The organism is Delftia sp. NA_296.1 (assembly GCF_052692095.1).
This window is the reverse complement of record NZ_JBQZGF010000008.1, coordinates 209,258-228,976: the sequence shown is the minus strand read 5'-3', so window position 1 is coordinate 228,976 and position 19,719 is coordinate 209,258. Positions and strand designations below refer to the sequence as shown.

The following is a 19,719-nucleotide window of genomic DNA, read 5'->3' as shown; positions in this document are numbered from 1 at the left end:
TGCCCGCCATGCCCACCAACCACACCCCCAGGCCCAAGTCCGCTTCACGCATGCTGTCCATGTGGTTTGCGTGGTTCATCGGGTTGGTGATGGCACTGGCGGCTCCGGCCTATGCCGCAGTGACCTCGGGCATCATCGACTTCGGGACCGGAGCCGCGCCTAGCGCCTTCTTGGATGTTGCCCCGGACTACAACGGGCTTCGCTTCACCGGCCAGTGGTCCTATTTCGCTGAAGCGGACCTGCAGACGGGCAGCCCGGGAATCATCACGTCCGGCGACGCCATCACCTCCGCCACACTTGACGGCAACGCCATCATCAAGGCGGCCAATGGCACGGACCGCTTCAGCCTTGCACAGGTGCGCATCCATGCCTACGGCTCCATGAGCCAGTTCACACTCGCGGGCTATCGCGGCGGCAGCCCCGTGTCCGGTGCCATCGTGATCGTCACCAAGACGACGGCCATGACCCAGCAATTCGTCCCTATCGATCTGAGCGCGCTGGCGGATGTGGACGAAGTACGGGTATCCAACGACGCCACGGTTGGCGAAGGCGGCAACTTCGCCTTCGACGATCTGGCCGTTGATCCCTTCCCCCCAGCCACGCCCACGGCCACTGGGCTTGCGCCCACCTCCGGCCTGGCCGCCGGCGGTACCTCCGTGGTCATCACGGGTGCCAACTTCACCAACGTGATCGGCAGTTCCATCGTGACCGCAGTGAGCTTCGGCGGCACGCCGGCGACCAGCTTCACGGTCGACAGCGCCACCCAGATCACGGCCACGGCACCGGCAGGATCAGGCACGGTAAACGTGACCGTCACGACGGCAGGCGGCACCAGCGTCACTGCCGCAGCCAATCAGTTCACCTATCTGCCCGCGCCTACGGTGACCTCCGTCTCGCCCAACTTTGGCCCGCAGGCTGGCGGCACCAGCGTGGTCATCACCGGCACCAACCTGTCCGGCGCCACCGCCGTGCTATTCGGCGCGACAACCGCCAGCTATGTCGTCAACAGCGCCACCCAGATCACCGCCACCTCGCCTGCGGGTACAGGCACGGTCGATGTGCGCGTCACAACGACGGGCGGCACCAGCGCCATCAGCGGGGCCGATCAATTCAGCTACCTGGCAACGCCCACGATCACCAGCATCGCGCCCACGGCAGGCCCTCAGACGGGCGGCACGGCGGTCACCATCACGGGCACGAACTTCATCGGCACCACGGGCGTGAACTTCGGCGCCTCGGCAGCGACCGGCTTCACGGTCAACAGCGCCACCAGCATCACGGCCACGGCGCCACCCGGAACGGGCACGGTGGACATCCGCGTCAGCAACTCCGTCGGCACCAGTCCCGCCAGTGCCGCCGACCAGTTCACCTATGTGGCGGCACCGTCGGTCACCTCCATCTCGCCCACGGCAGGTCCCACCGGCGGCGGCACCACGGTGACCATCACCGGTACCGGTTTCGCCGCAGCACCTGGCACCGGCGCCGTGCGCTTCGGCGCCACGACCGCCACCTACACCATCAACAGCAACACCCAGATCACAGCCACCGCGCCCGCGGGCAGCGCCGGCACGGTCGATGTGACGGTGACCACGGTGGGCGGCACCAGCGCCACCAGCGCAGCCGATCAGTTCACCTATGTGTCAGCACCCACGGTGACTTCCATCTCGCCCACCAGCGGCCCGACCAGTGGGGGCACCACGGTGACCATCACCGGCACCAACTTCTCCGGCACCACTGCCGTGACCTTCGGCGCCACGGCCGCCACAGGCTTCACGGTCAACAGCGCCACGCAGATCACGGCCACCGCGCCTGCCCACGCAGCGGGCACGATCGACGTGCGGGTCACCACAGTGGGCGGCACCAGCGCCACCAGTGCGGCCGACCAGTTCACCTATGTGGCCGCGCCCACGGTGACTTCCGTCTCGCCCACGGCAGGGCCAGCCGCAGGAGGAACCTCCGTGGTCATCACCGGCACCAACCTCTCCGGCGCCACGGCCGTAACCTTCGGCGCCACGGCCGCCGCGGGCTTCACGGTCAACAGCGCCACGCAGATCACGGCCACCGCGCCTGCAGGGTCGCCGGGCACGGTCGATGTGCGCGTCACCACGACTGGCGGCACCAGCGCCACCGGCGCGGCAGACCAGTTCACCTACGTGGCCACGCCCACGGTGACCTCCATCTCGCCCACCAGCGGCCCGCAGGCAGGCGGCACCACGGTGGTTCTTACCGGCACCAACCTGGGCGGCGCCACGGCCGTGACCTTCGGCGCCACGGCCGCCACGGGCTTCACGGTCAACAGCGCCACGCAGATCACGGCCACATCGCCTGCCGGCACGGGCACGGTAGATGTGCGCATCACCACCGCGGGCGGTACCAGCGCCACCAGCGCGGCCGACCAGTTCACCTATGTGCCTGCGCCCACGGTGACGTCCATCTCGCCCACCAGCGGCCCACAAGCGGGCGGCACCACGGTGACCCTGACCGGCACCAACCTGGGCGGCGCCACGGCCGTGACCTTCGGCGCCACGGCCGCCACGGGCTTCACGGTCAACAGCGCCACGCAGATCACGGCCACAGCGCCTGCCGGCACGGGCACGGTAGACGTGCGCATCACCACAGTGGGCGGCACCAGCGCCACCAGTGCGGCCGACCAGTTCACCTATGTGCCCGCGCCCACGGTGACTTCCGTCTCGCCCGCAAGCGGTTCTTCGATTGGTGGCACCACGGTCACCCTGACCGGCACGAACTTCACCGGCGCCACGGCCGTGACCTTCGGCGGCACGGCCGCCACGGGCTTCACGGTCAACAGCGCCACGCAGATCACGGCCACCGCGCCTGCAGGATCGGCGGGCACGGTCGATGTGCGCGTCACAACGACCGGCGGCACCAGCGCCACCGGCGCGGCAGGCCAGTTCACCTATGTGGCCATCACGGTGACGCCCGCGACGCTGGCCGGCACGCCCAAGGTAGGCGTCTCGTTCAGCGAGACCCTGACCGCCAGCGGCGGCGCAACGCCCTACACCTTTGCAATGGCCGGCGGCAGCACGCTGCCCACAGGCCTGTCGCTGTCGTCCGCCGGGGTGATCAGCGGCACGCCCACGGCGGCCGGGGCCTTCAGCTTCACGGTGCAGGCGACCGACAGCAGCAGCATCAGCGGCCAGCGCACCTACAGTGGCAGCGTGGCGGCAGCCACGGTGGTGCTGACGCCTGCAGCTTCCACGCTGCCGGCTGCCAGGCTGAACACGGCCTATGCAGGGCAGACCTTCACTGCCAGCGGAGGCACGGCGCCCTACACCTACGCCAGCAGCGGCACGCTGCCGACCGGAATGACGTTCAACGCCAGCACCGGTGTTCTGGGCGGCACGCCCACCGCGGCGGGAAGCTTCACCTTCACCATCACGGCCACGGACTCCTCCACGGGCACGGGTGCTCCGTTCACCTCGGGCAGCACCAGCTACACCCTGGTGGTGAACTCCACCAACGCCGACCTCAGCGCCCTGGCACTGAGCAGCGGCACGCTCGCACCGGGCTTTGGTGCAGGCACCCTGGCCTACACGGCCACCGTGCCCAACACCAGCAGCACCGTCACGGTGACGGCCACCGCAGCCGATGCGGGCGCCACGATCCTGGTCAACGGCGCAGCGGCCTCCACCCCGGTGGCGCTGAATGTGGGCAGCAATACCGTGTCCATCGAAGTCACGGCGCAGGACGGCACGACCAAGAAAACCTATGTGGTGACGGTGACGCGCGAGGCCAGGCAAAGCGCCTCGGGCTCGGGTGTGGATCTGGGCATTGCCAACAGCAGCCCCACCTGCACGCTGACTGCGGCCAGCTTCACCTCGCCTTCTGCCGTGGCCGGCTCGCTGGGCCCGCTGCCGGCGGCCTTTGCCTACCCGCAGGCCGCCGTGGACTTCACGGCCAAGCAGTGCGCCCCCAGCAGCACGCTGACCGTGACCCTCACCTTCACGTCCCCCGTGCCCGCCAACGCGCAGCTGATGAAGTACGACGCCACCGCAACGCCCAAGTGGCAGCCCTTCACGCCCACCATCAGTGGCAACCAGGTCAGCTACACCATCGTGGACGGCGGCCTGCGCGATGACGACAAGACGGTCAACGGCGAGTTCGTGGACCCCGTGATCCTGGCCGTGCCGGCTCCCCCATCGGCACAGAGCATTCCCACGCTGGACCGCTGGGGCCTGCTGCTGCTGTCGCTGATGGCGGGAGCAGCCGGCTTCATGGGCATGGCGCGCAGGCAGCGTACCGGACGTTAAGACGCGTCAACAAGCAACCCGCGCTGCTGCATGTCGGCAGCGCGGGTTTGCTTTTGGTGCTCTACAGAAAGCCCCGTGGCGCGAGACAATCGCCCCCATGACCACCGCGCCGATTCCCGTTTCCGCAGATCCCGCCGCCTCCGCCGACCCCATGCCCCAGCCGCCCGAGCAGCCCGACCTGGACGCCTGCTGCGGCAATGGCTGCGACCCCTGCATTTTCGACAGCTATGACCTGGCCATGGACGAGTACCGCCAGGCGCTGCGGGCCTGGAAGGCGCGCAACGAAATGCCGGCGGGCCAGGAATAGGAATACGGATAGGGGTAGCGCGATCAGTCCACGCGGGCGATCAGGTCCAGCTCCACGGCCGCGCCCTTGGGCAGCTGCAGCACGCCCACCGAAGTGCGCGTGTGGGCACCCACGGGGCCCAGCACCCGGGCGATGAGGTCGGAGGCGCCATCGGCCACCTCGCTTTGCTGGGTGAAATCGGGCGCCGAGCGCACATAGACGGTGATGCGTGCAACGGCGCGCACGGCATCGAGCGAGCCGACCGCGCGCTGCACGAAGGCCAGGGCCCGCATGGCGCAGATGGCGGCGGCCGTTCTGGCCGATGCCAGGTCGATCCCGCCGCCGACCGTCCCCACATAGAGCACTTCATCGCCCACGCGGGGAATCTGCCCGCTGACGAACAGCTGCTGGCCGTCGCGCACGACGGGGCTGTAGTTGCCGCCTATCTTGATCTCGCCATCGAAGCGGTGGCCGAGCTCAAGGGCGGCCTGGGCGAAGCGTTCATCTGCTGTCATGGTCTGGTGTCCGGAGTAAGGCAAGCGCGCAGTCTAGAGCGTGTTATGCACTTTCCCGGCTTTCCCGAAGGGTTGGCTCTGCGCGCAGGCGCTCGCGGCGTTGCAGCGCTTGTCAAGGCATGAGCCTTGGCGGCGCACTGCGCCTTGCGATCACCAGCGCGCAGAACCAACGCGGGTACTTAAAAGTGCATAACACGCTCTAGAGCCTGTGGTGCACCGGCGCCTGCGGCGGCTTCAACTGCCCGTGGACGCGTAATGCCTCACCCCCATGCGCCAGGCGCCCGAGGCCAGCCAGAGGAAGGCAAAGCCGGCCAGCGGCGAGACCCAGCCCAGCCAGGCCGGTGCGCCCAGCGGGTCGGGCTTGCCCAGCACGGCCAGCGCCGGGTAGTAGGCCACGCAGGCCAGCGGCACGGCGAAGGTCAGCAGGCGGCGGAACCACTGCGCGTACAGGGCCAGCGGGTACTGGGCGGCCTCGACGCTGCCGTAGCTCAGCACATTGGCGGCTTCCAGGCTTTCCACGGTCCAGAACGAGAGCGCACCCTGCAGCACCAGGATGCCCAGGAACAGCGCCACGCCGCCCGCCACGGCGAACAGCGCCACGGCGACGGCCTGGGGCGTCCACACCACGGCGCCCTGGGCCGTGGCAAAGCCCAGCACCAGCAGGCCCTGCAGCAGGCGGCCCAGGCGGCTGATGCGCACGTCATGGCCCATGAGCTGCAGCCACACGGGGCGCGGGCGCAGCAGCAGGCGATCGAAGGCGCCGGTGCGCAGGAACTGCGTGCCCAGCACGTCGAAGCCCCGGCCCAGCGCATCGGCCAGGGCGAACATGCAGTTCACCAGGCCATAGAACACGGCCACTTCGCCGATGCGCCAGCCCTGCACCTCGCCAAAGCGGTGGAACAGCGCCCAGACGGCGATGACCTCGATGCCCGTGACCAGGAACTGGCCCAGGGTCAGCATCAGCGCCGAGGCCGGGTAGCGCGCCTGCCCGCCCAGCGAGGCCAGCGCCAGGCGCAGGAACATGGACAGCGATCCTTTCTGCTTGGCCATGGCGCTCACCCGCCCTGCACTTCGAGGCCGCGCATGGTGCGCGCCATGGCCACGCGGCCCAGGGCCACGATCACGGCAATCCACAGGGCTTGCAGCGCCAGGCAGGCCAGCATCTGCGCACCGGCCATCTGGCCGAAATAGATGCGCGCGGGGATGTCCATCACGCCGGCCAGCGGCTGCAGCAGCAGCGCGGTCTGCCAGGCGTCGGGCATCAGCGCCAGCGGCAGCAGGTTGCCCGACAGCACGATGACCACGGGCGCGGCCAGCGTGTTGATGCCTTTTTCATTGAGCGCGGCGGCGGCGGCAACGTTCAGCAGCATGACCAGTGCCGTGGACAGCAGCAGCGCCAGCAGCATGGACGCGGCAAAGCCCAGGCCTGCGGCCCAGCCGGCCGGCGGCTGCCAGCCCCAGGCGCCCAGCCCCATCAGCGGCAGGGCCAGCCCTGCAAACGCCACCATCAGCGCCACGCGCGGCAGCACGCGCGCGGCGATCCAGCCAGCCGAGCGCACGAACCACAGCGCATAGGCATCCACGGGCCGCAGCCGGTCATAGGCAACGGCGCCCGTGCGCACGGCCAGGGCCACGTCGGGGTCGCCGCTCCAGGGCAGCAGCGCGAACAGGCCCTGCGCCAGCCAGGTGTAGGTGATGGCGTGCTCCAGCGAGATGGGCGCGCCGGCCGATGCCGAGGCGCTGCCGTAGAACGCCGCCAGCACCATGGTCTTGATGGCGCCCCACCAGCACTGCGTGGCAAAGCCCGCGTAGGCGGCCGTGCGGTACTGCAGCATCAGCAGAAAGCGCGAGGCGAAGGCGGCCTTATAGGGGCGCAGCAGGTGTTGCAGGCGGTGCATGCGGTGCAGGCGCTGGTGCGATCCCATGGCGCTCAGACCTCCGAGGCACCATGCATGGCGTAGAAGCGGGCGATCACGGCCTCGATGGCCATGTCCTGCCCCTCGCCCTCGCCTTGGCCTTCACCCATGCCATCGCGCTGCGCCGCCACCACCTGGGCCCGCAGCGCATCGACCGCGCAGTCGGCCAGCATGCGGCCATGGCCGATGACGATGACGCGCCGCGCCAGCGCCTCGATGTCGTGCATGTCATGCGTGGTCAGCAGCACCGTGGTGCCGCGCTCGCGGTTGGCGCGCAGGACGAACTCGCGCACGGCCAGCTTGGAGGGTGCGTCCAGGCCGATGGTGGGCTCGTCCAGGAACAGGATCTCGGGCTCGTGCAGCAGGGCCGCCGCAATCTCGGCGCGCATGCGCTGGCCCAGGGACAGCTGGCGCACGGGCTGGTCCAGCAGCCGCTCCAGGTTCAGCATGGCCACCAGCTCGTCGCGGGTGCGCGCAAAGCGCAGCGGATCGACACGGTACAGGTCGCGCAGCAGGTTGAAGCCGTCGCCCACGGGCAGGTCCCACCACAGCTGCGAGCGCTGCCCGAAGACCACGCCGATGCGGCCCACATGGCGCTGGCGGTCGGCGAAGGGGTCGCGCCCGTCCACCTCCACGCGCCCGCCATCGGGCCGCAGGATGCCCGACAGGATCTTGATGGTGGTGGACTTGCCCGCGCCGTTGGGGCCGATGAAGCCCAGCAGCTCACCACGCTCCAGTGCGAACGACACGCCATCCAGCGCCTGCACCGTGCGATGGCGCGGACGCACCAGCGCGCGCAGCGCGCCCATCACGCCGGGGTCGCGTTCATGGATGCGGTAGGTCTTGCGGAGGTCGTGGACGAGGATCTGGGGCATGGCGCTGGGCGGTGAGGTGAGCGCAGAGGGGGCACAGAGGGGGCGCGATTCTACACAGGACCGGGCTTTGCTATCCTGCGCGCAAATTCGCGGATGGAAATCCGCCTTGCCGCACGCACGCACGCACGCACGCACGCACGCACAAAGGAAACACAACATGGCAGCTGAAGGCAATGCAAGCCAGCTCGTAGGAATCGTCACGCTGCTGGGGGCCGCCGTGGTGGCCGTGCCGCTGTTCAAGCGGCTGGGCCTGGGCGCCGTGCTCGGCTACCTGGCGGCCGGGCTGGCCATAGGCCCCTACGGGCTGGGCCTGGTGACGGACGCGCAGACCATCCTGCACGTGGCCGAGCTGGGCGTGGTGATGTTCCTCTTCGTCATCGGGCTGGAGATGAAGCCTTCGCACCTGTGGGATTTGCGCGGCCAGATCTTCGGGCTGGGCAGCCTGCAGGTGGTGGTGTGCGCGCTGCTGCTCACGGGCGTGGGCATGGCCTTCGGTTTTCCCTGGCAGGTGGCGTTCGTGAGCGGGGCGGGCTTTGTGCTGACCTCCACGGCCATCGTCATGCAGGTGCTGGCCGAGCGTGGCGACATCCTGGCGCCGCGCGGCCAGCGCATCGTCTCCATCCTGCTGTTCGAGGACCTGCTCATCGTGCCGCTGCTGGCCGTGGTGGCCTTTCTGGCGCCTGCCGATGCGGCTCCCGTGGCCACCTCACCCCTGTGGCAACGCGCGGGCGTGGCCCTGCTGTCGCTGGGCGCGCTGGTGGGCGCGGGCCTGTGGCTGCTGAACCCGCTGTTCCGCATCCTGGCCAAGGCCAAGGCGCGCGAGGTGATGACGGCCGCCGCGCTGCTGGTGGTCCTGGGCGCCGCCTTGCTGATGGAGATGGGCGGCCTGTCCATGGCCATGGGCGCCTTCGTGGCGGGCGTTCTGCTGTCCGAATCCTCGTTCCGCCACCAGCTGGAGGCCGATGTGGAGCCCTTCCGCGGCCTGCTGCTGGGCCTGTTCTTCCTGGGCGTGGGCATGGCGCTGAACCTGGAGGTGGTGGCGCTGAACTGGCGCATCGTGGGCATGGGCGTGGTGGCGCTGATGCTGGGCAAGGCGCTGTGCATCTATGCCGTGGCCCGCGTGGCACGCAGCAGCCATGCCGATGCGCTGGACCGCGCCATCCTCATGGCCCAGGGCGGGGAGTTCGCCTTCGTGCTGTTTGCCGAGGCGCTCAAGCTCGGCGTGCTCGACCCCGAGGTGCATGCCAACATGACGGCCATCGTCGTGCTGTCCATGGCCATCACGCCGCTGGTGGTGGTTCTGCACAAGCGCCTGGCAGGCGCCGAGGCCGTGTCGCTGGACGGCGTGGAGGCGCCGCAGGACCTGCGCGGCAACGTGCTGGTCATCGGCTTCGGCCGCGTAGGCCAGATCGCCAGCCAGGGTCCGCTGGCCCGTGGCGCCAAGCTGTCCATCATCGACAACGACCCCGACGTGATCCGCAACGCCGAGCCCTACGGCTTCAAGGTCTACTTCGGCGACGGCGCGCGCGCCGACATCCTGCATGCGGCCGGCGCCAGCCATGCCAGCGCCATCCTGGTCTGCGTGGACAGCAAGGCCGCCGCCACGCGCATCGTGGAGAACGTGCGCCACGAATGCCCGCACGCCCGCCTCATCGTGCGCGCCTATGACCGCGAGCACGCGCTGGAGCTCATCCAGAAGGACGCCGACCATGTCGTGCGCGAAAGCTTCGAGTCCGCCCTGCTCATGGGCCGCCACGCCGTGCTGGCCCTGGGCGCCACCGAGGACGAGGCCCAGACGCTGGAGGCCGAAGTGCGCGGCCGCGACACCGAGCGCTTTGCGCTGGAGACCGCCGGCGGCAACTTTGCGGGGCGCGCACTGCTGCTGGGGAACATCGAGCGCATCGATCCGCCCCGGCACGACAAGCCCACCGCCAGGGACTGAGCGCGCAAGGGCCGCAGGCCCCGCTCAATGCCGCTGGTTGATCTGTATGAGATTGCCGCAGGTGTCGTCGAACACCGCAATCGTGACCGGCCCCAGATGCGTCGGCGGCTTGGTGAAGCACACGCCGGCCGCGCTCAGACGCTCGTACTCGGCCTGCACGTCGTCCACGCCGAAGAAGGTGGCCGGCACGCCGTCGGCATGCAGGGCGGTCTTGAACGGCCTTGCGGCCGGGTGCATGTCGGGTTCGAGCAGCAGCTCCACGCCATCGGCATCGCCGGGCGATGTCAGGGTGAGCCAGCGCGCATCGCCGCCCATGGGAATGTCGTGCTTGAGGACGAAGCCGAGCACGTCGCGGTAGAAGGCCAGGGCCTTGTCCTGGTCATCGACGAGCACGCTGGTGATGACGATCTTCATGGAATGCTCCTTGTGTCGCTGCGCAGGGCACGCACCGGGTACAAACCTGCCACCACTGGCATGCCGCTATTTCAGCAGGAAGGTGACGGGCACGCGCGTCCACATGCTGTCCGGCACGCCGTCGCGCGTGCCGGGGGCAAAGCGCCACGTCCGCACGGCGTCCAGCGCCTCCTGGTCGAGCAGAGGATAGCCGCTGCTGTCTGCCACATCCACGGCCAGTGCCTTTCCGCTGGCGCCCACCAGAACCCGCAGCACCACCTTGCCTTCCTGCTCCAGCCGCCTGGCTTCCTTGGGATAGGCCGGCATCTTGTTCTCGCTGGCCTGGCTGTCGGGCACAGGCTGCACCACGCCTGCCGCAGCCGGGCCGCCGGCCAGCAGGCCCAGGGTCAATGCAAGGATGGCGCAGCGCATGCGGGACATTCGGAAGGCTCCTGGATGGGGGCGGGATGTCAGTCGTGGACTGGTGCGGGCCCGGATCATCGCATGCCCTCCACCCGCCACCAGCGCGGCAGCAGCGCCTGCACCTCGCCGCGCCGATAGCGGTCGTCGATGAGAAAGACCACGCCGCGGTCGTGCTCGCTGCGGATGACGCGGCCTGCGGCCTGGACCACCTTGCGCAGGCCTGGGTAGAGATAGCTGTAGTCATAGCCCTTGTCCGCGCCGAACTGGCGATCCATGGCGCGCTTCATCTCTTCGTTCACGGGATTGACCTGGGGCAGGCCCAGCGTGGCCACGAAGGCGCCGATGAGGCGCTCGCCGGGCAGGTCTACGCCCTCGGAGAACGCCCCGCCCAGCACGGCAAAGCCCACGCCCTGACCGGCTTCAGTGAAGCGGGCCAGGAAGGCCGCGCGACCTTCTTCGTCCATGGACGGGGTCTGCAGCCAGACGGGCAGATCGGGATGGGCGCGCTGCAGGCATTCGGCCACGCGCTGCAGGTAGTCGAAGCTGCTGAAAAAGCACAGGTAGTTGCCGGGCCGGCGCGCGTACTGCGCGGCCACGAGGTCGGCGATGGGCCGCAGCGAACGGTCGCGGTCCCGGTAGCGCGTGGAGATGTGGCCGGCCACCTGCACATCGAGCTGGTCGGCCTGGAAGGGCGAGTCGGCCTCCAGCCAGTGCGTGCCTTCGGGCAGGCCCAGGATGTCGCGGTAGAAGTGCGGCGGGCTCAGCGTGCCCGAGAACAGCACCGAGGCATGGGCCGCCGCATGGCGTGCCGCCAGGTGGGGCGCGGGCACCACGCAGCGTATGCACAGCGTGGAGGCCGGCGCGCGATGGGGGCCTGAGCGCCCGGGCAGCAGGTGGACATCGAACAGCGCATGGCCGCCGAACTGCTCGGCCAGCGCCATGAACTGCAGCGCCTCCCAGTAGAAGTCCAGCACCGGGTCGCCGGGCAGCATGGGGCTGTCGGCATTGGCGTCGGCGATGGCCGCCACGGCGCGCTGCACGGCGCCCAGCAGGCCTGCGGGCACCTCCTCATGGGCCTGGTAGCTGGCGGTCTGCTCCTTGTTCAGCGCACTCCAGCTGCGGCTGAGCCGGTCCAGCGCCTTGCGCACGGCACCGGTGGCCGACTTGCGGGCGGCAGCCAGGGCGAACTGCGACAGCTCGGCCGTGTACATGCGGCGCGCGCGCTCGAGCAGGTTGTGGGCCTCGTCCACCAGCACGCCCACCTTCCATTGCTGGGCCTGGGTGAGCGCGTACAGCATGGCGGCGCTGTCGTAGAAGTAGTGGTAGTCGGCCACGACCACGTCGCTCCAGCGCACCAGTTCCTGGGACAGGTAGTAGGGGCAGATGTCGTGCGCAAGCGCCACGGCACGCACGGCAGGCGGGTCCCAGGGTGCCTGCTGCAGCGCGGCGGCGCGCGCGGCGGGCAGCCGGTCAAAGAAGCCGCGCGCCAGCGGGCAGGAGTCGCCGTGGCAGGCCTTGTCGGGATGCTCGCAGGCCTTGTCGCGCGCCAGGATGGCGAGCACGCGCAACCGAGCAGTCGGCGCGAGCGGTTCCTGCGGCGGTGGCTGGTGCTGCTCGGCGATCTGCCGGTTTACGCTGGCCAGCGCCTGCAGCGCCAGGCCATGGCCCGTGCCCTTAGCCGTGAGGAAGAACAGCCGGTCCAGGCCCTGGTCCGGCATGGCCTTGAGCATGGGGAAGATGGTGCCCAGCGTCTTGCCGATGCCCGTGGGCGCCTGCGCCATCAGGCACTGGCCGCCCTGCTGCGCGCGCGCCACGCGGTAGACGGCCACGGCCAGCTCGCGCTGGCCCGCGCGAAAGCCCTGCATGGGAAAGCGCAGCGCGGCCAGCGCCGCCTCGCGCGCCGCGCGGTGGGCGGCCTCGCTGCGCGCCCAGTCCAGGAACAGCGCGCATTGCTGCTCGAAGAAGGCGCGCAGCGTGGCCGCGTCTTCCTCCTGCACCAGCACGGTTTCCTCCGAGTTGCCCACGTTGAAATACACCAGGGCCACGCGCAGCCGCTGCAGGCCGCGCGCCTGGCACAGCAGATGGGCGTAGATGCGCGCCTGGGCCCAGTGCAGGGCGCGGTGGTGGGCGCGCACGCCCTCGATCTGGCCGCGGTAGGTCTTGATTTCCTCGAGCTGGCCAGCCCCGGCGTCGAAGCCGTCTGCGCGGCCGCGCACGCGCAGGTCGCCGTATTCGCCGGCCAGGCTGATCTCGGTCTCGTAGTCCTTGCCCCTGCGCGACTGCACCAGGCTGTGGCCGGCCATGCCCTCCAGCGCGCTGGGCGCGGGTGTGAAGCGCAGGTCCAGGTCGCCAGCGCGTGCCGTGAACTCGCACAGCGCGCGCACGGCCACGGTGTAGCTCACGCGGCCTCTCCCAGCGGCTGGCCGCGCCACTGGACATGGCACACGCGCACGGGAATGCCGTGCTCGGCACAGTACTGCAGCCAGCGGATCTGGTTGTCCTGCAGCTTGTCGCCGGGGGCCTTGGCCTCGACCAGTTCGTAGCGGCGCTCGGCCGGCCAGAAACGCACCAGATCGGGAAAGCCCGTGCGGTTGGCCTGCACGTCGCGCAGCAACCGCGCAAAGAACAGCTTGAGGTGGGCGGCCGGAATGCAGTCCAGCGCCAGCGCCAGCAGCGGCGCGCTCAGCGTACCCCAGAACACGAAGGGCGACTGCAGGCCCTGCTTGTCGGCATGGCGCTGCACGATGACCTCGCGCCAGCTGCCATCGTCCAGATGCGCCAGGCATTCCTCGAACAAGGCTGCGCGGCGCTGCACGAAGTCGGGCGCGGACAGGTCGGCCGGGCCGCTCTGGAAGGGGTGGAAGAAGGCTCCCGGCAGCGGCGCGAAGATGGCCGGCCAGCACAGTAGGCCGAACAGCGAGTTGATGAGCGCGTTCTCCACATAGAACACCGGCGCGGCGTCGCTGTGCCAATGGTCGCGCAGTACGTATTCGACCGATGCGGGCCGCGCCGGCAGCTCCAGCTCCACGTCCATGCGCATCTGCGCCACCACGGGCGCCAGCGCCGCCGCACGCCCGCGTGCGCCCTGCCCCAGGCTGCGGCGCAGGCGCGGCAGCATGCGCGCCACGCGCTGCAGCTCCTCGTCGCTCTCGGGCTGGGCCTGGGCGGCCTGGGCCAGCGCCATGGCATCGGCAAAGCGCTCCATGCGCTCGTACACGCGCATGCGCCGGTGGCGGGCGCCGGGGTAGCGGCTTTGCGCATAGGCCTGCTCGGCACGCTCCCAGTCCTGCATGCGCTCGCAGGCCTGGCCTATGCGCAGCAGCACCTTGGCGCGGCGCTGCTCCAGCCAGGCATTGCCGCTGGCGCAGCAGGCCACCTGCTGCAGCAGCGCATCGATCTCCACGCCCTCATCCAGCGCCGCGCGGAAGGCCTGCAGGGCCAGGTAGCCATCGACATCGGCACGCGACTGGAAGGCCCGCGACGCCGCATCGAAGGCCACGGCCTCGTAGCGGAACACGCCCAGGTCGGCCAGCACGAATTCCGACCAGTCCTGGTAGAGATTGCCGAAGAACATCAGCCGAAAGCGCTCGCACAGCGCGCCCACCATCACGCGCCAGGCGGCTTCGCCGGCTCCGACGCCCTGGGGCTGCCATTGCGCATAGGGCCTGGGCGCCTCATGCAGGGGCTGCAGGGCCTGCAAAAGCTCGGCCTTGCGCAGGCCTGAGTGAATGGGTGCGCCGGCGAACAGCTGCAGCAGCTCGGGCTTGGTGTGCAGCGCAAACAGCTCCTCCAGCGCCATGGGGTGGCCCGCGTCCAGCCAGCCCAGCTCCAGCAGGGGCGCGGCTGCCTCGGCAATTCCGGGAATCTCTTCGTACACCAGCTTGCCGGCCCGAAACCACGGCCCGCGCCGCATCAGCAAACGCACCATCAGCGCCTGCGAGGGCTGGGGCAGCTGTATGAACCGGGTGAGGAATGCCTGCTCGGGCGCGTCCAGCAGATCGCCGTAACGCTGGCCAATCCAGTCCAGCGCGCGCTGGAAGTTGTGCAGGTAGTAGAAGCGGTGGGGAGGGAGCATGGGCCTGGCAGATCGGGCAGCCAGGCCGCTCGAAAACTGTATCTTTATACAGTCATCATATCAAACCCGGTAGTGCTCACTTCGCGCAACGGACTTGCCCCGGGCAGGCTCATCCGGCCAGGAAGCCGCCATCGGTCGCCAGGCAGTGCCCGACCACAAAGGCCGCCTCGTCCGACATCAGCCAGACGACGGCCGTGGCCACCTCCTGCGGATGGCCCATGCGCCGCAGCGGCAGGCCCGCCGCCACGGCATGCATGTCGGCAATGCCCGAGCCCAGCATCATGTCCGTGACCACGCGGCCAGGGGCAACGGCATTGATGCGGATGCCGCGCGGCGCGTACTCCATGGCGGCGGCGCGGGTCAGCGACAGGGCCGCCGCCTTGGAGGCGCCGTACAGCGACAGGCCCGGGTTGGGATTGCGTATGCCGCTGACGCTGGTGTTGTTCACGATGGTGCCGCCGCCCGTGGCCAGCATGGCCGCCAGTTCATGGCGCATGGCGTGGAAGACCGCACGCACATTCGTATCGAAGACCTGGGAGAAGACCGCGTCATCCTGCTCGGCCAGCGCGGCGCGCCGCTCCTGGAAGCCCGCATTGTTGAAGGCCGCGTCCAGCCGCCCGAAGCGCGCCACGGCCTGCTCCACCACCGCCGCCATGTCCTCCTGCCGCGTTGCATCGCAGGCCAGGAAAAGGCCGTCCGCCCCCCGCTGCCGGATTTCCTGCTCCAGCTCCAGGCCCAGCTCACGGCGGCGCCCCGTGACCACCACGGCGGCGGCGCCCTCCTCGGCCATGCGCAGGGCGGTGGCCCGGCCTATGCCGCTGGTGGCACCCACCACCAGGCAGACACGCCCCCGGAGCCGCCCCGATGGTGCAAGGGCCGGCAGGGGGCCGGCCAGTTCCAACTGACGCTGCTGCATGTCCATGGCGATGTTCCTTCGCAATTTGGTTGCATGGTACAACCAAATTGCGAAACATGCCAGGCAGCCAAACCCGCGTGTTCCCCGCCTAGACCGCCACAACCGGCAGCACGATGCGCGAGGCATGGCAGCCACCCAGGTGCAGGCTGTTGACCGCCACCTGCATGGGTCCTGCACTGCCCTCGGGCGCGCCGGTGTTGGGGTTCACGTCGAAGCGCGGGAAGTTGCTGCTGGAGATGTCCAGGCGGATGCGGTGGCCCTTGCGGAACAGGTTGGAGGTGGGCATGGGCTCGATGGTGATGGCCACCACCTCGCCGGGCGTCATCAGCTCGGGCTGCTCCCAAGAGTTGCGGTAGCGGCAGCGCAGGATGCCGTCGGTGATGTTCATCGCATAGCCCTGCGGATGGTCGGCGCTGGGCGGGTACTGGTCGATGAGCTTGGCGGTGAAGTCCGTGTCGGGCGCGGACGAGGACACCTGCAGCTCGATGGTGATGGTGCCCGTGACCTCCAGGTCTTGCTGCAGCGGCTCGGTCTGGAACACCAGCACGTCGCCGCGCTCGGACAGCGGGCCGTGGGGCGGGCGGGCGGCGAAGGTGTTCTCGTGCGTGGTCTGGTCGTAGGCGCCTGCGAACATCAGCGGCTCGCCCGAGGTGATGGAGCCGCCCAGGGTGGGCACGGGGCAGGCAGGGTCGAAGCGGTAGCTGCGCACGCCCGGCTGCGGCGCGGGCTCGCGGGCCAGCCTGCCGTCGGCATGCAGGTGCCAGGCCGTGGGCTGCGTGCCGGGCACGGGCCAGTGGTCGGCGCTGCGCCAGGCCCCGCCGTGGTCCAGCCGGCCCTGGGCCGTGCGCGCGCCCGATCCGCCGCCCATGCGGAAGTAGCGCACGGCGGCTTGCTGGCGCGCGGGCATGGGCCGGCCCTTGAGCCAGTGGTCGAACCAGGCCAGGCGCATGGCCACGTAGTCGTCGGCCAGTGCGCCGTCGAGCACGGCATCGGGCCCGAAATCCACATCGCCCGCATGCGGGACGCTGCGCTCGCCATGGGTCCAGGGGCCCAGCACCATGCGGACCCGGCCATCGCCGCGCGACAGGCCCATGTAGTTGTCCGTGGTGGTCTGCGCATACGGGTCCCACCAGCCGCACATCAGCATCACGGCCAGGCCGTCGAAGGCGCCGTAGTGGCCGGCGGCGTACAGCTCGGGCTGGCGCCAGTAGTCGTCAAAGCTGCCGCGCTCCCACTGGCTGAACAGGTAGTCCTCGTACTCGGGCGCCCACTGCAGCGGAGAGTCGCCGCGCGACCAGGGCAGGCGCAGGCACCACTGGCCGATGTCGGCCTGCTCCAGCGCCTGGCGCGCTGCGGGCTCCAGGTGGTTGCTGCCGCTGCGCGCATTGCGCAGGGCCCAGACGGCCTGCTTCAGCTCGAAGGCACCGCCGTGGCGTATGCCGCCCCGGTAGGCATTCGCAAAGCCGCCGCATTCCAGGAACATGGCCTTGAGGCCCGGCGGCCTTTGCGTGGCCAGCGCAGTCTGCGTGTGCGCGGCGTAGGACAGGCCGTAGGTGCCCACGCTGCCGTTGCACCAGGGCTGCTCCATGATCCATTGCAGGGTGTCGGCGCCATCGTGGGCCTCGCCCAGATATTTGGTGAACTGGCCTTCGGAGCCGAAGCGGCCCCGGCAATCCTGCACGACCACGGCATAGCCTTCGCGCGCAAAGCGGGCCGCCACCTCGCCGCGGCGCATGGGAAGGGGGTTGGCCGCGCTGCGCTCGCGGCGCGTTTCCTCGTTCTTGCCGTAGGGCGTGCGCTCCAGCAGCACGGGCAGCGGGCCGGGATGGTGGGGGCCGAGGTTCTCGGGCAGATACAGGTCGGTGGCCAGGCGCACGCCATCGCGCATGGGCACGGTGAGGCTGTGGCGGACCACGCCGCCCAGCTCGGTGATTGATGTGTTGCTCATGCTGCTGGCGCTCAGTCGAGCTTGAGGTTGCGTTCCTTGACCAGCTTGGCCCAGCGCGCCGTGTCTTCCTGCATGAAGCGCGCCAGCTCCTGGGGCGTGGTGGGCGCGGGCTCGGCGCCCTGCGCCTCCAGAGACTTGGCCACTTCACGGTCCTGCAGCGAGCGCACCAGCGCGGCATTGACCTTGGCCACCACCGCAGGCGGCGTGCCGGTGGGCGCGAACAGCGCATACCAGATGTCGTATTCGAAGTCCTTGACGCCCGCCTCGGCCATGGTGGGCACCTGCGGCAGCGCGCGCGAGCGCGTGGCGCTGGCCACGGCCAGCGGCGTGAGCTTGCCGGCCTTGATCTGCAGCACCACGCTGGGCACGGCATTGATGCCCAGCTGCACATGGCCGCCCACCAGTTCGTTGACGGCGGGCGCGCCGCCCTTGTAGGGAATCTGCAGCATGCGCGTGCCCGTGGCGGCCTGGAACATTTCCATGGACAGATGGCCTGGCGTGCCGTTGCCGCTGGAGCTGTAGTTCAGCGCACCGGGGTTCTTGCGCGCCAGCGCCACCAGCTCCTGCACGGTGCTCACATTGAGGCTGGGGTGCGTGGTGAGGATGGGCACGTTGATCAGCACTCGCCCCACGGGCACGAAGTCGCGCGAGGGGTTGTAGGACAGCTTGCTGGACAGCAGCGGCGCCGTCACCATGCCCGAGCCCGCGCCCAGCAGCAGGGTGTAGCCATCGGCCGGCGCGGAAGACACCAGCTGGAAGCCATGCACGCCGGGGCGGTTGTCGATGACCACGGGCTGGCGCCACAGCTCGGACATCTTGCGGGCCACCACGCGCATGGCCGCATCGGCTGCGGCACCGGCGGGGAACGGCACGACGATGCGCACGGGCTTTTCCGGGAATTCGGCCGCATGGCCGGGCAAGGGCGCCAGGCCCAGCGCAAGGCCCAGTGCCAGGAAAGCCAAGGACAGGAAGCGTTGGAAGTGGGTCATGGGAATCTCCATTCTTGATGCGGGTGTGCAGGACGGTCAGAAGTCATGGCGCACGCCCGCGCCGATGGCGCGCACGGCCACGTTGGGGCGGCTGGAGTCCACGCCGTCGTGGTCCACGAAGGCCTGCAGTTCGGTGCGCTTGGACAGCGCATAGGTATAGGCCAGCTGCTGGCGCCTGCGCTTGCCGGTCAGCGAGGTCTGCACGTCGCGCTGCATCAGGTTGAGCACCACGGCATGTGCGCCATGGCGCAGCCGCGTGCCAAGCATCCAGTAGTCCACGTCGGCGCGCGAGACGCCGGGCTTGTGGTTGAAGCGGTCGCGGCCCAGCAGCACATAGGGCTCGATGGCACCAAAGCTGTAGCGCAGGCCCATCTGCCATTTGCTGTCGAACTCGTTGGCCAGCAGGCCCCCGGCGCGCGTGTCCTTGGCGTAGCCCAGGCCGGCCGTCCACGGGCCTGCGGCGTAGCTCAGGCCCAGGTCCAGCGATCTGGCGTCGTCCTCCAGCCCTGGGGCCTTGGCATCGCCGCGCAGGTAGTAGCGCGCACGGAACACCGTGCCGCCCCACGACGGGCTTTGGTAGCCCAGCGAGTTGGAGGTGCGGTTGCGCGCATTGAGCATGGAGGTGCCGATGGCCGTGGCCCCGGCGTCATTGGCCGCGAACGAGGTGATGCCCGTGACCTGCGAGTACAGCGGCGAGCCCGTGGGATTGGCCGAATCCAGCCGGCCCAGGGCCACCGTGCCCAGGCTGCCGCGCAGTGCCACGTAGCTGTTGCGAAAGGCCGGCGTGGTCAGCGAGCCCGTGTCCGCATCCAGCCCCATCTCCATGCCGAACAGCGCCTGCAGGCCGCCGCCCAGCTCCTCCTTGCCGCGAAAGCCCAGGCGCGAGGCGTTGTCGCGCTCCTCCATGGTGGAGCCGGCATTGCCGGTCTTGAGGTGGTTCACGGTCAGCCGGATCTGGCCGTAGACCTGCATGTCCTGCGCATGCGCAATCGGGTGGCCCAGGGCCGCGATGGACAGGCTGCAGACGGCGGCAATGCTTGGCAGGGCCTTCATGGAATCTTGCTCCTTGTGTTGTGCGTGTTCTGACGCCGCCGATTCTCAGGAGCCCCCGCATCCACCACAACGGTATGACGGACGCGTATTACCCTATGCGATTCGTGATGCGCCGTG

General features: G+C 69.6%; 15 protein-coding genes. 3 read left to right on the top strand and 12 right to left on the bottom strand.

Annotated features, from left to right (window positions below; translation table 11 throughout):
• Positions 1–8: 8 nt before the first annotated feature.
• Together ACUTR7_RS20480 and ACUTR7_RS20475 are read left to right on the top strand one after the other, a co-directional pair.
• Entirely contained in the window at positions 9–4,271 is a 4,263-nt protein-coding gene (locus tag ACUTR7_RS20480) for an IPTL-CTERM sorting domain-containing protein (protein ID WP_445609694.1), read from the top strand.
• Positions 4,272–4,368: 97 nt separating this feature from the next.
• Positions 4,369–4,578: an oxidoreductase-like domain-containing protein gene (locus ACUTR7_RS20475; protein ID WP_445609693.1), complete on the top strand. Its 210-nt coding sequence runs from the start codon at positions 4,369–4,371 to the stop codon at positions 4,576–4,578.
• A 23-nt stretch (positions 4,579–4,601) separates the two neighbouring features.
• Here the strand turns inward: ACUTR7_RS20475 and ACUTR7_RS20470 are convergent, their stop codons facing one another.
• The 4 genes from ACUTR7_RS20470 to ACUTR7_RS20455 all read right to left on the bottom strand — a co-directional run bounded on the left by ACUTR7_RS20470 (position 4,602) and on the right by ACUTR7_RS20455 (position 7,863).
• Positions 4,602–5,072 (bottom strand): RidA family protein, encoded by a 471-nt coding sequence (locus ACUTR7_RS20470; RefSeq protein WP_445609692.1) that lies wholly within the window; start codon positions 5,070–5,072, stop codon positions 4,602–4,604.
• A 234-nt stretch (positions 5,073–5,306) separates the two neighbouring features.
• The gene (locus ACUTR7_RS20465) at positions 5,307–6,122 is read right to left on the bottom strand and encodes an ABC transporter permease (RefSeq protein WP_043796569.1); all 816 of its coding nucleotides are present in this window, start codon (positions 6,120–6,122) and stop codon (positions 5,307–5,309) included.
• Between the two features lie 5 nt (positions 6,123–6,127).
• The gene (locus ACUTR7_RS20460) at positions 6,128–6,997 is read right to left on the bottom strand and encodes an ABC transporter permease (protein ID WP_445609691.1); all 870 of its coding nucleotides are present in this window, start codon (positions 6,995–6,997) and stop codon (positions 6,128–6,130) included.
• Positions 6,998–7,002: 5 nt separating this feature from the next.
• Positions 7,003–7,863, bottom strand: coding sequence for an ABC transporter ATP-binding protein (locus ACUTR7_RS20455; RefSeq protein ID WP_445609690.1), 861 nt, complete (start codon positions 7,861–7,863; stop codon positions 7,003–7,005).
• A 157-nt stretch (positions 7,864–8,020) separates the two neighbouring features.
• Here ACUTR7_RS20455 and ACUTR7_RS20450 point away from each other — a divergent pair, with 157 nt between their 5' ends.
• Entirely contained in the window at positions 8,021–9,805 is a 1,785-nt protein-coding gene (locus ACUTR7_RS20450) for a monovalent cation:proton antiporter-2 (CPA2) family protein (RefSeq protein ID WP_043824352.1), read from the top strand.
• Between the two features lie 24 nt (positions 9,806–9,829).
• Here the strand turns inward: ACUTR7_RS20450 and ACUTR7_RS20445 are convergent, their stop codons facing one another.
• The 8 genes from ACUTR7_RS20445 to ACUTR7_RS20410 all read right to left on the bottom strand — a co-directional run bounded on the left by ACUTR7_RS20445 (position 9,830) and on the right by ACUTR7_RS20410 (position 19,602).
• Complete coding sequence (locus tag ACUTR7_RS20445; RefSeq protein WP_063328445.1) at positions 9,830–10,219, bottom strand: VOC family protein; 390 nt, start codon at positions 10,217–10,219, stop codon at positions 9,830–9,832.
• Positions 10,220–10,285: 66 nt separating this feature from the next.
• The gene (locus ACUTR7_RS20440) at positions 10,286–10,639 is read right to left on the bottom strand and encodes an energy transducer TonB (RefSeq protein ID WP_445609689.1); all 354 of its coding nucleotides are present in this window, start codon (positions 10,637–10,639) and stop codon (positions 10,286–10,288) included.
• Positions 10,640–10,695: 56 nt separating this feature from the next.
• Entirely contained in the window at positions 10,696–13,023 is a 2,328-nt protein-coding gene (locus tag ACUTR7_RS20435) for a helicase C-terminal domain-containing protein (RefSeq protein WP_445609688.1), read from the bottom strand.
• Positions 13,020–14,696, bottom strand: coding sequence for a VRR-NUC domain-containing protein (locus ACUTR7_RS20430; protein ID WP_445609687.1), 1,677 nt, complete (start codon positions 14,694–14,696; stop codon positions 13,020–13,022). Before ACUTR7_RS20430 ends, ACUTR7_RS20435 begins: the two co-directional genes overlap by 4 nt.
• A gap of 109 nt (positions 14,697–14,805) precedes the next feature.
• On the bottom strand, positions 14,806–15,618 hold the full coding sequence (locus ACUTR7_RS20425; RefSeq protein WP_082848312.1) for an SDR family NAD(P)-dependent oxidoreductase: 813 nt from the start codon (positions 15,616–15,618) through the stop codon (positions 14,806–14,808).
• Positions 15,619–15,700: 82 nt separating this feature from the next.
• The gene (locus ACUTR7_RS20420; RefSeq protein ID WP_445609686.1) at positions 15,701–17,560 is read right to left on the bottom strand and encodes a CocE/NonD family hydrolase; all 1,860 of its coding nucleotides are present in this window, start codon (positions 17,558–17,560) and stop codon (positions 15,701–15,703) included.
• An 11-nt stretch (positions 17,561–17,571) separates the two neighbouring features.
• The gene (locus ACUTR7_RS20415; RefSeq protein WP_097204947.1) at positions 17,572–18,549 is read right to left on the bottom strand and encodes a Bug family tripartite tricarboxylate transporter substrate binding protein; all 978 of its coding nucleotides are present in this window, start codon (positions 18,547–18,549) and stop codon (positions 17,572–17,574) included.
• 36 nt (positions 18,550–18,585) lie between these two features.
• On the bottom strand, positions 18,586–19,602 hold the full coding sequence (locus ACUTR7_RS20410; RefSeq protein ID WP_012207617.1) for a porin: 1,017 nt from the start codon (positions 19,600–19,602) through the stop codon (positions 18,586–18,588).
• Positions 19,603–19,719: the final 117 nt, after the last annotated feature.

What these genes read in the sequence shown, in the direction of transcription:
- ACUTR7_RS20415 (WP_097204947.1), bottom strand. Translation starts at nt 18,549, where the DNA reads ATGACCCACTTCCAACGCTTCCTGTCCTTGGCTTTCCTGGCACTGGGC.
- ACUTR7_RS20410 (WP_012207617.1), bottom strand. Translation starts at nt 19,602, where the DNA reads ATGAAGGCCCTGCCAAGCATTGCCGCCGTCTGCAGCCTGTCCATCGCG.
- ACUTR7_RS20420 (WP_445609686.1), bottom strand. Translation starts at nt 17,560, where the DNA reads ATGAGCAACACATCAATCACCGAGCTGGGCGGCGTGGTCCGCCACAGC.
- ACUTR7_RS20480 (WP_445609694.1), top strand. Translation starts at nt 9, where the DNA reads ATGCCCACCAACCACACCCCCAGGCCCAAGTCCGCTTCACGCATGCTG.
- ACUTR7_RS20465 (WP_043796569.1), bottom strand. Translation starts at nt 6,122, where the DNA reads ATGGCCAAGCAGAAAGGATCGCTGTCCATGTTCCTGCGCCTGGCGCTG.
- ACUTR7_RS20440 (WP_445609689.1), bottom strand. Translation starts at nt 10,639, where the DNA reads ATGTCCCGCATGCGCTGCGCCATCCTTGCATTGACCCTGGGCCTGCTG.
- ACUTR7_RS20475 (WP_445609693.1), top strand. Translation starts at nt 4,369, where the DNA reads ATGACCACCGCGCCGATTCCCGTTTCCGCAGATCCCGCCGCCTCCGCC.
- ACUTR7_RS20450 (WP_043824352.1), top strand. Translation starts at nt 8,021, where the DNA reads ATGGCAGCTGAAGGCAATGCAAGCCAGCTCGTAGGAATCGTCACGCTG.
- ACUTR7_RS20445 (WP_063328445.1), bottom strand. Translation starts at nt 10,219, where the DNA reads ATGAAGATCGTCATCACCAGCGTGCTCGTCGATGACCAGGACAAGGCC.
- ACUTR7_RS20460 (WP_445609691.1), bottom strand. Translation starts at nt 6,997, where the DNA reads ATGGGATCGCACCAGCGCCTGCACCGCATGCACCGCCTGCAACACCTG.
- ACUTR7_RS20470 (WP_445609692.1), bottom strand. Translation starts at nt 5,072, where the DNA reads ATGACAGCAGATGAACGCTTCGCCCAGGCCGCCCTTGAGCTCGGCCAC.
- ACUTR7_RS20425 (WP_082848312.1), bottom strand. Translation starts at nt 15,618, where the DNA reads ATGGACATGCAGCAGCGTCAGTTGGAACTGGCCGGCCCCCTGCCGGCC.
- ACUTR7_RS20430 (WP_445609687.1), bottom strand. Translation starts at nt 14,696, where the DNA reads ATGCTCCCTCCCCACCGCTTCTACTACCTGCACAACTTCCAGCGCGCG.
- ACUTR7_RS20455 (WP_445609690.1), bottom strand. Translation starts at nt 7,863, where the DNA reads ATGCCCCAGATCCTCGTCCACGACCTCCGCAAGACCTACCGCATCCAT.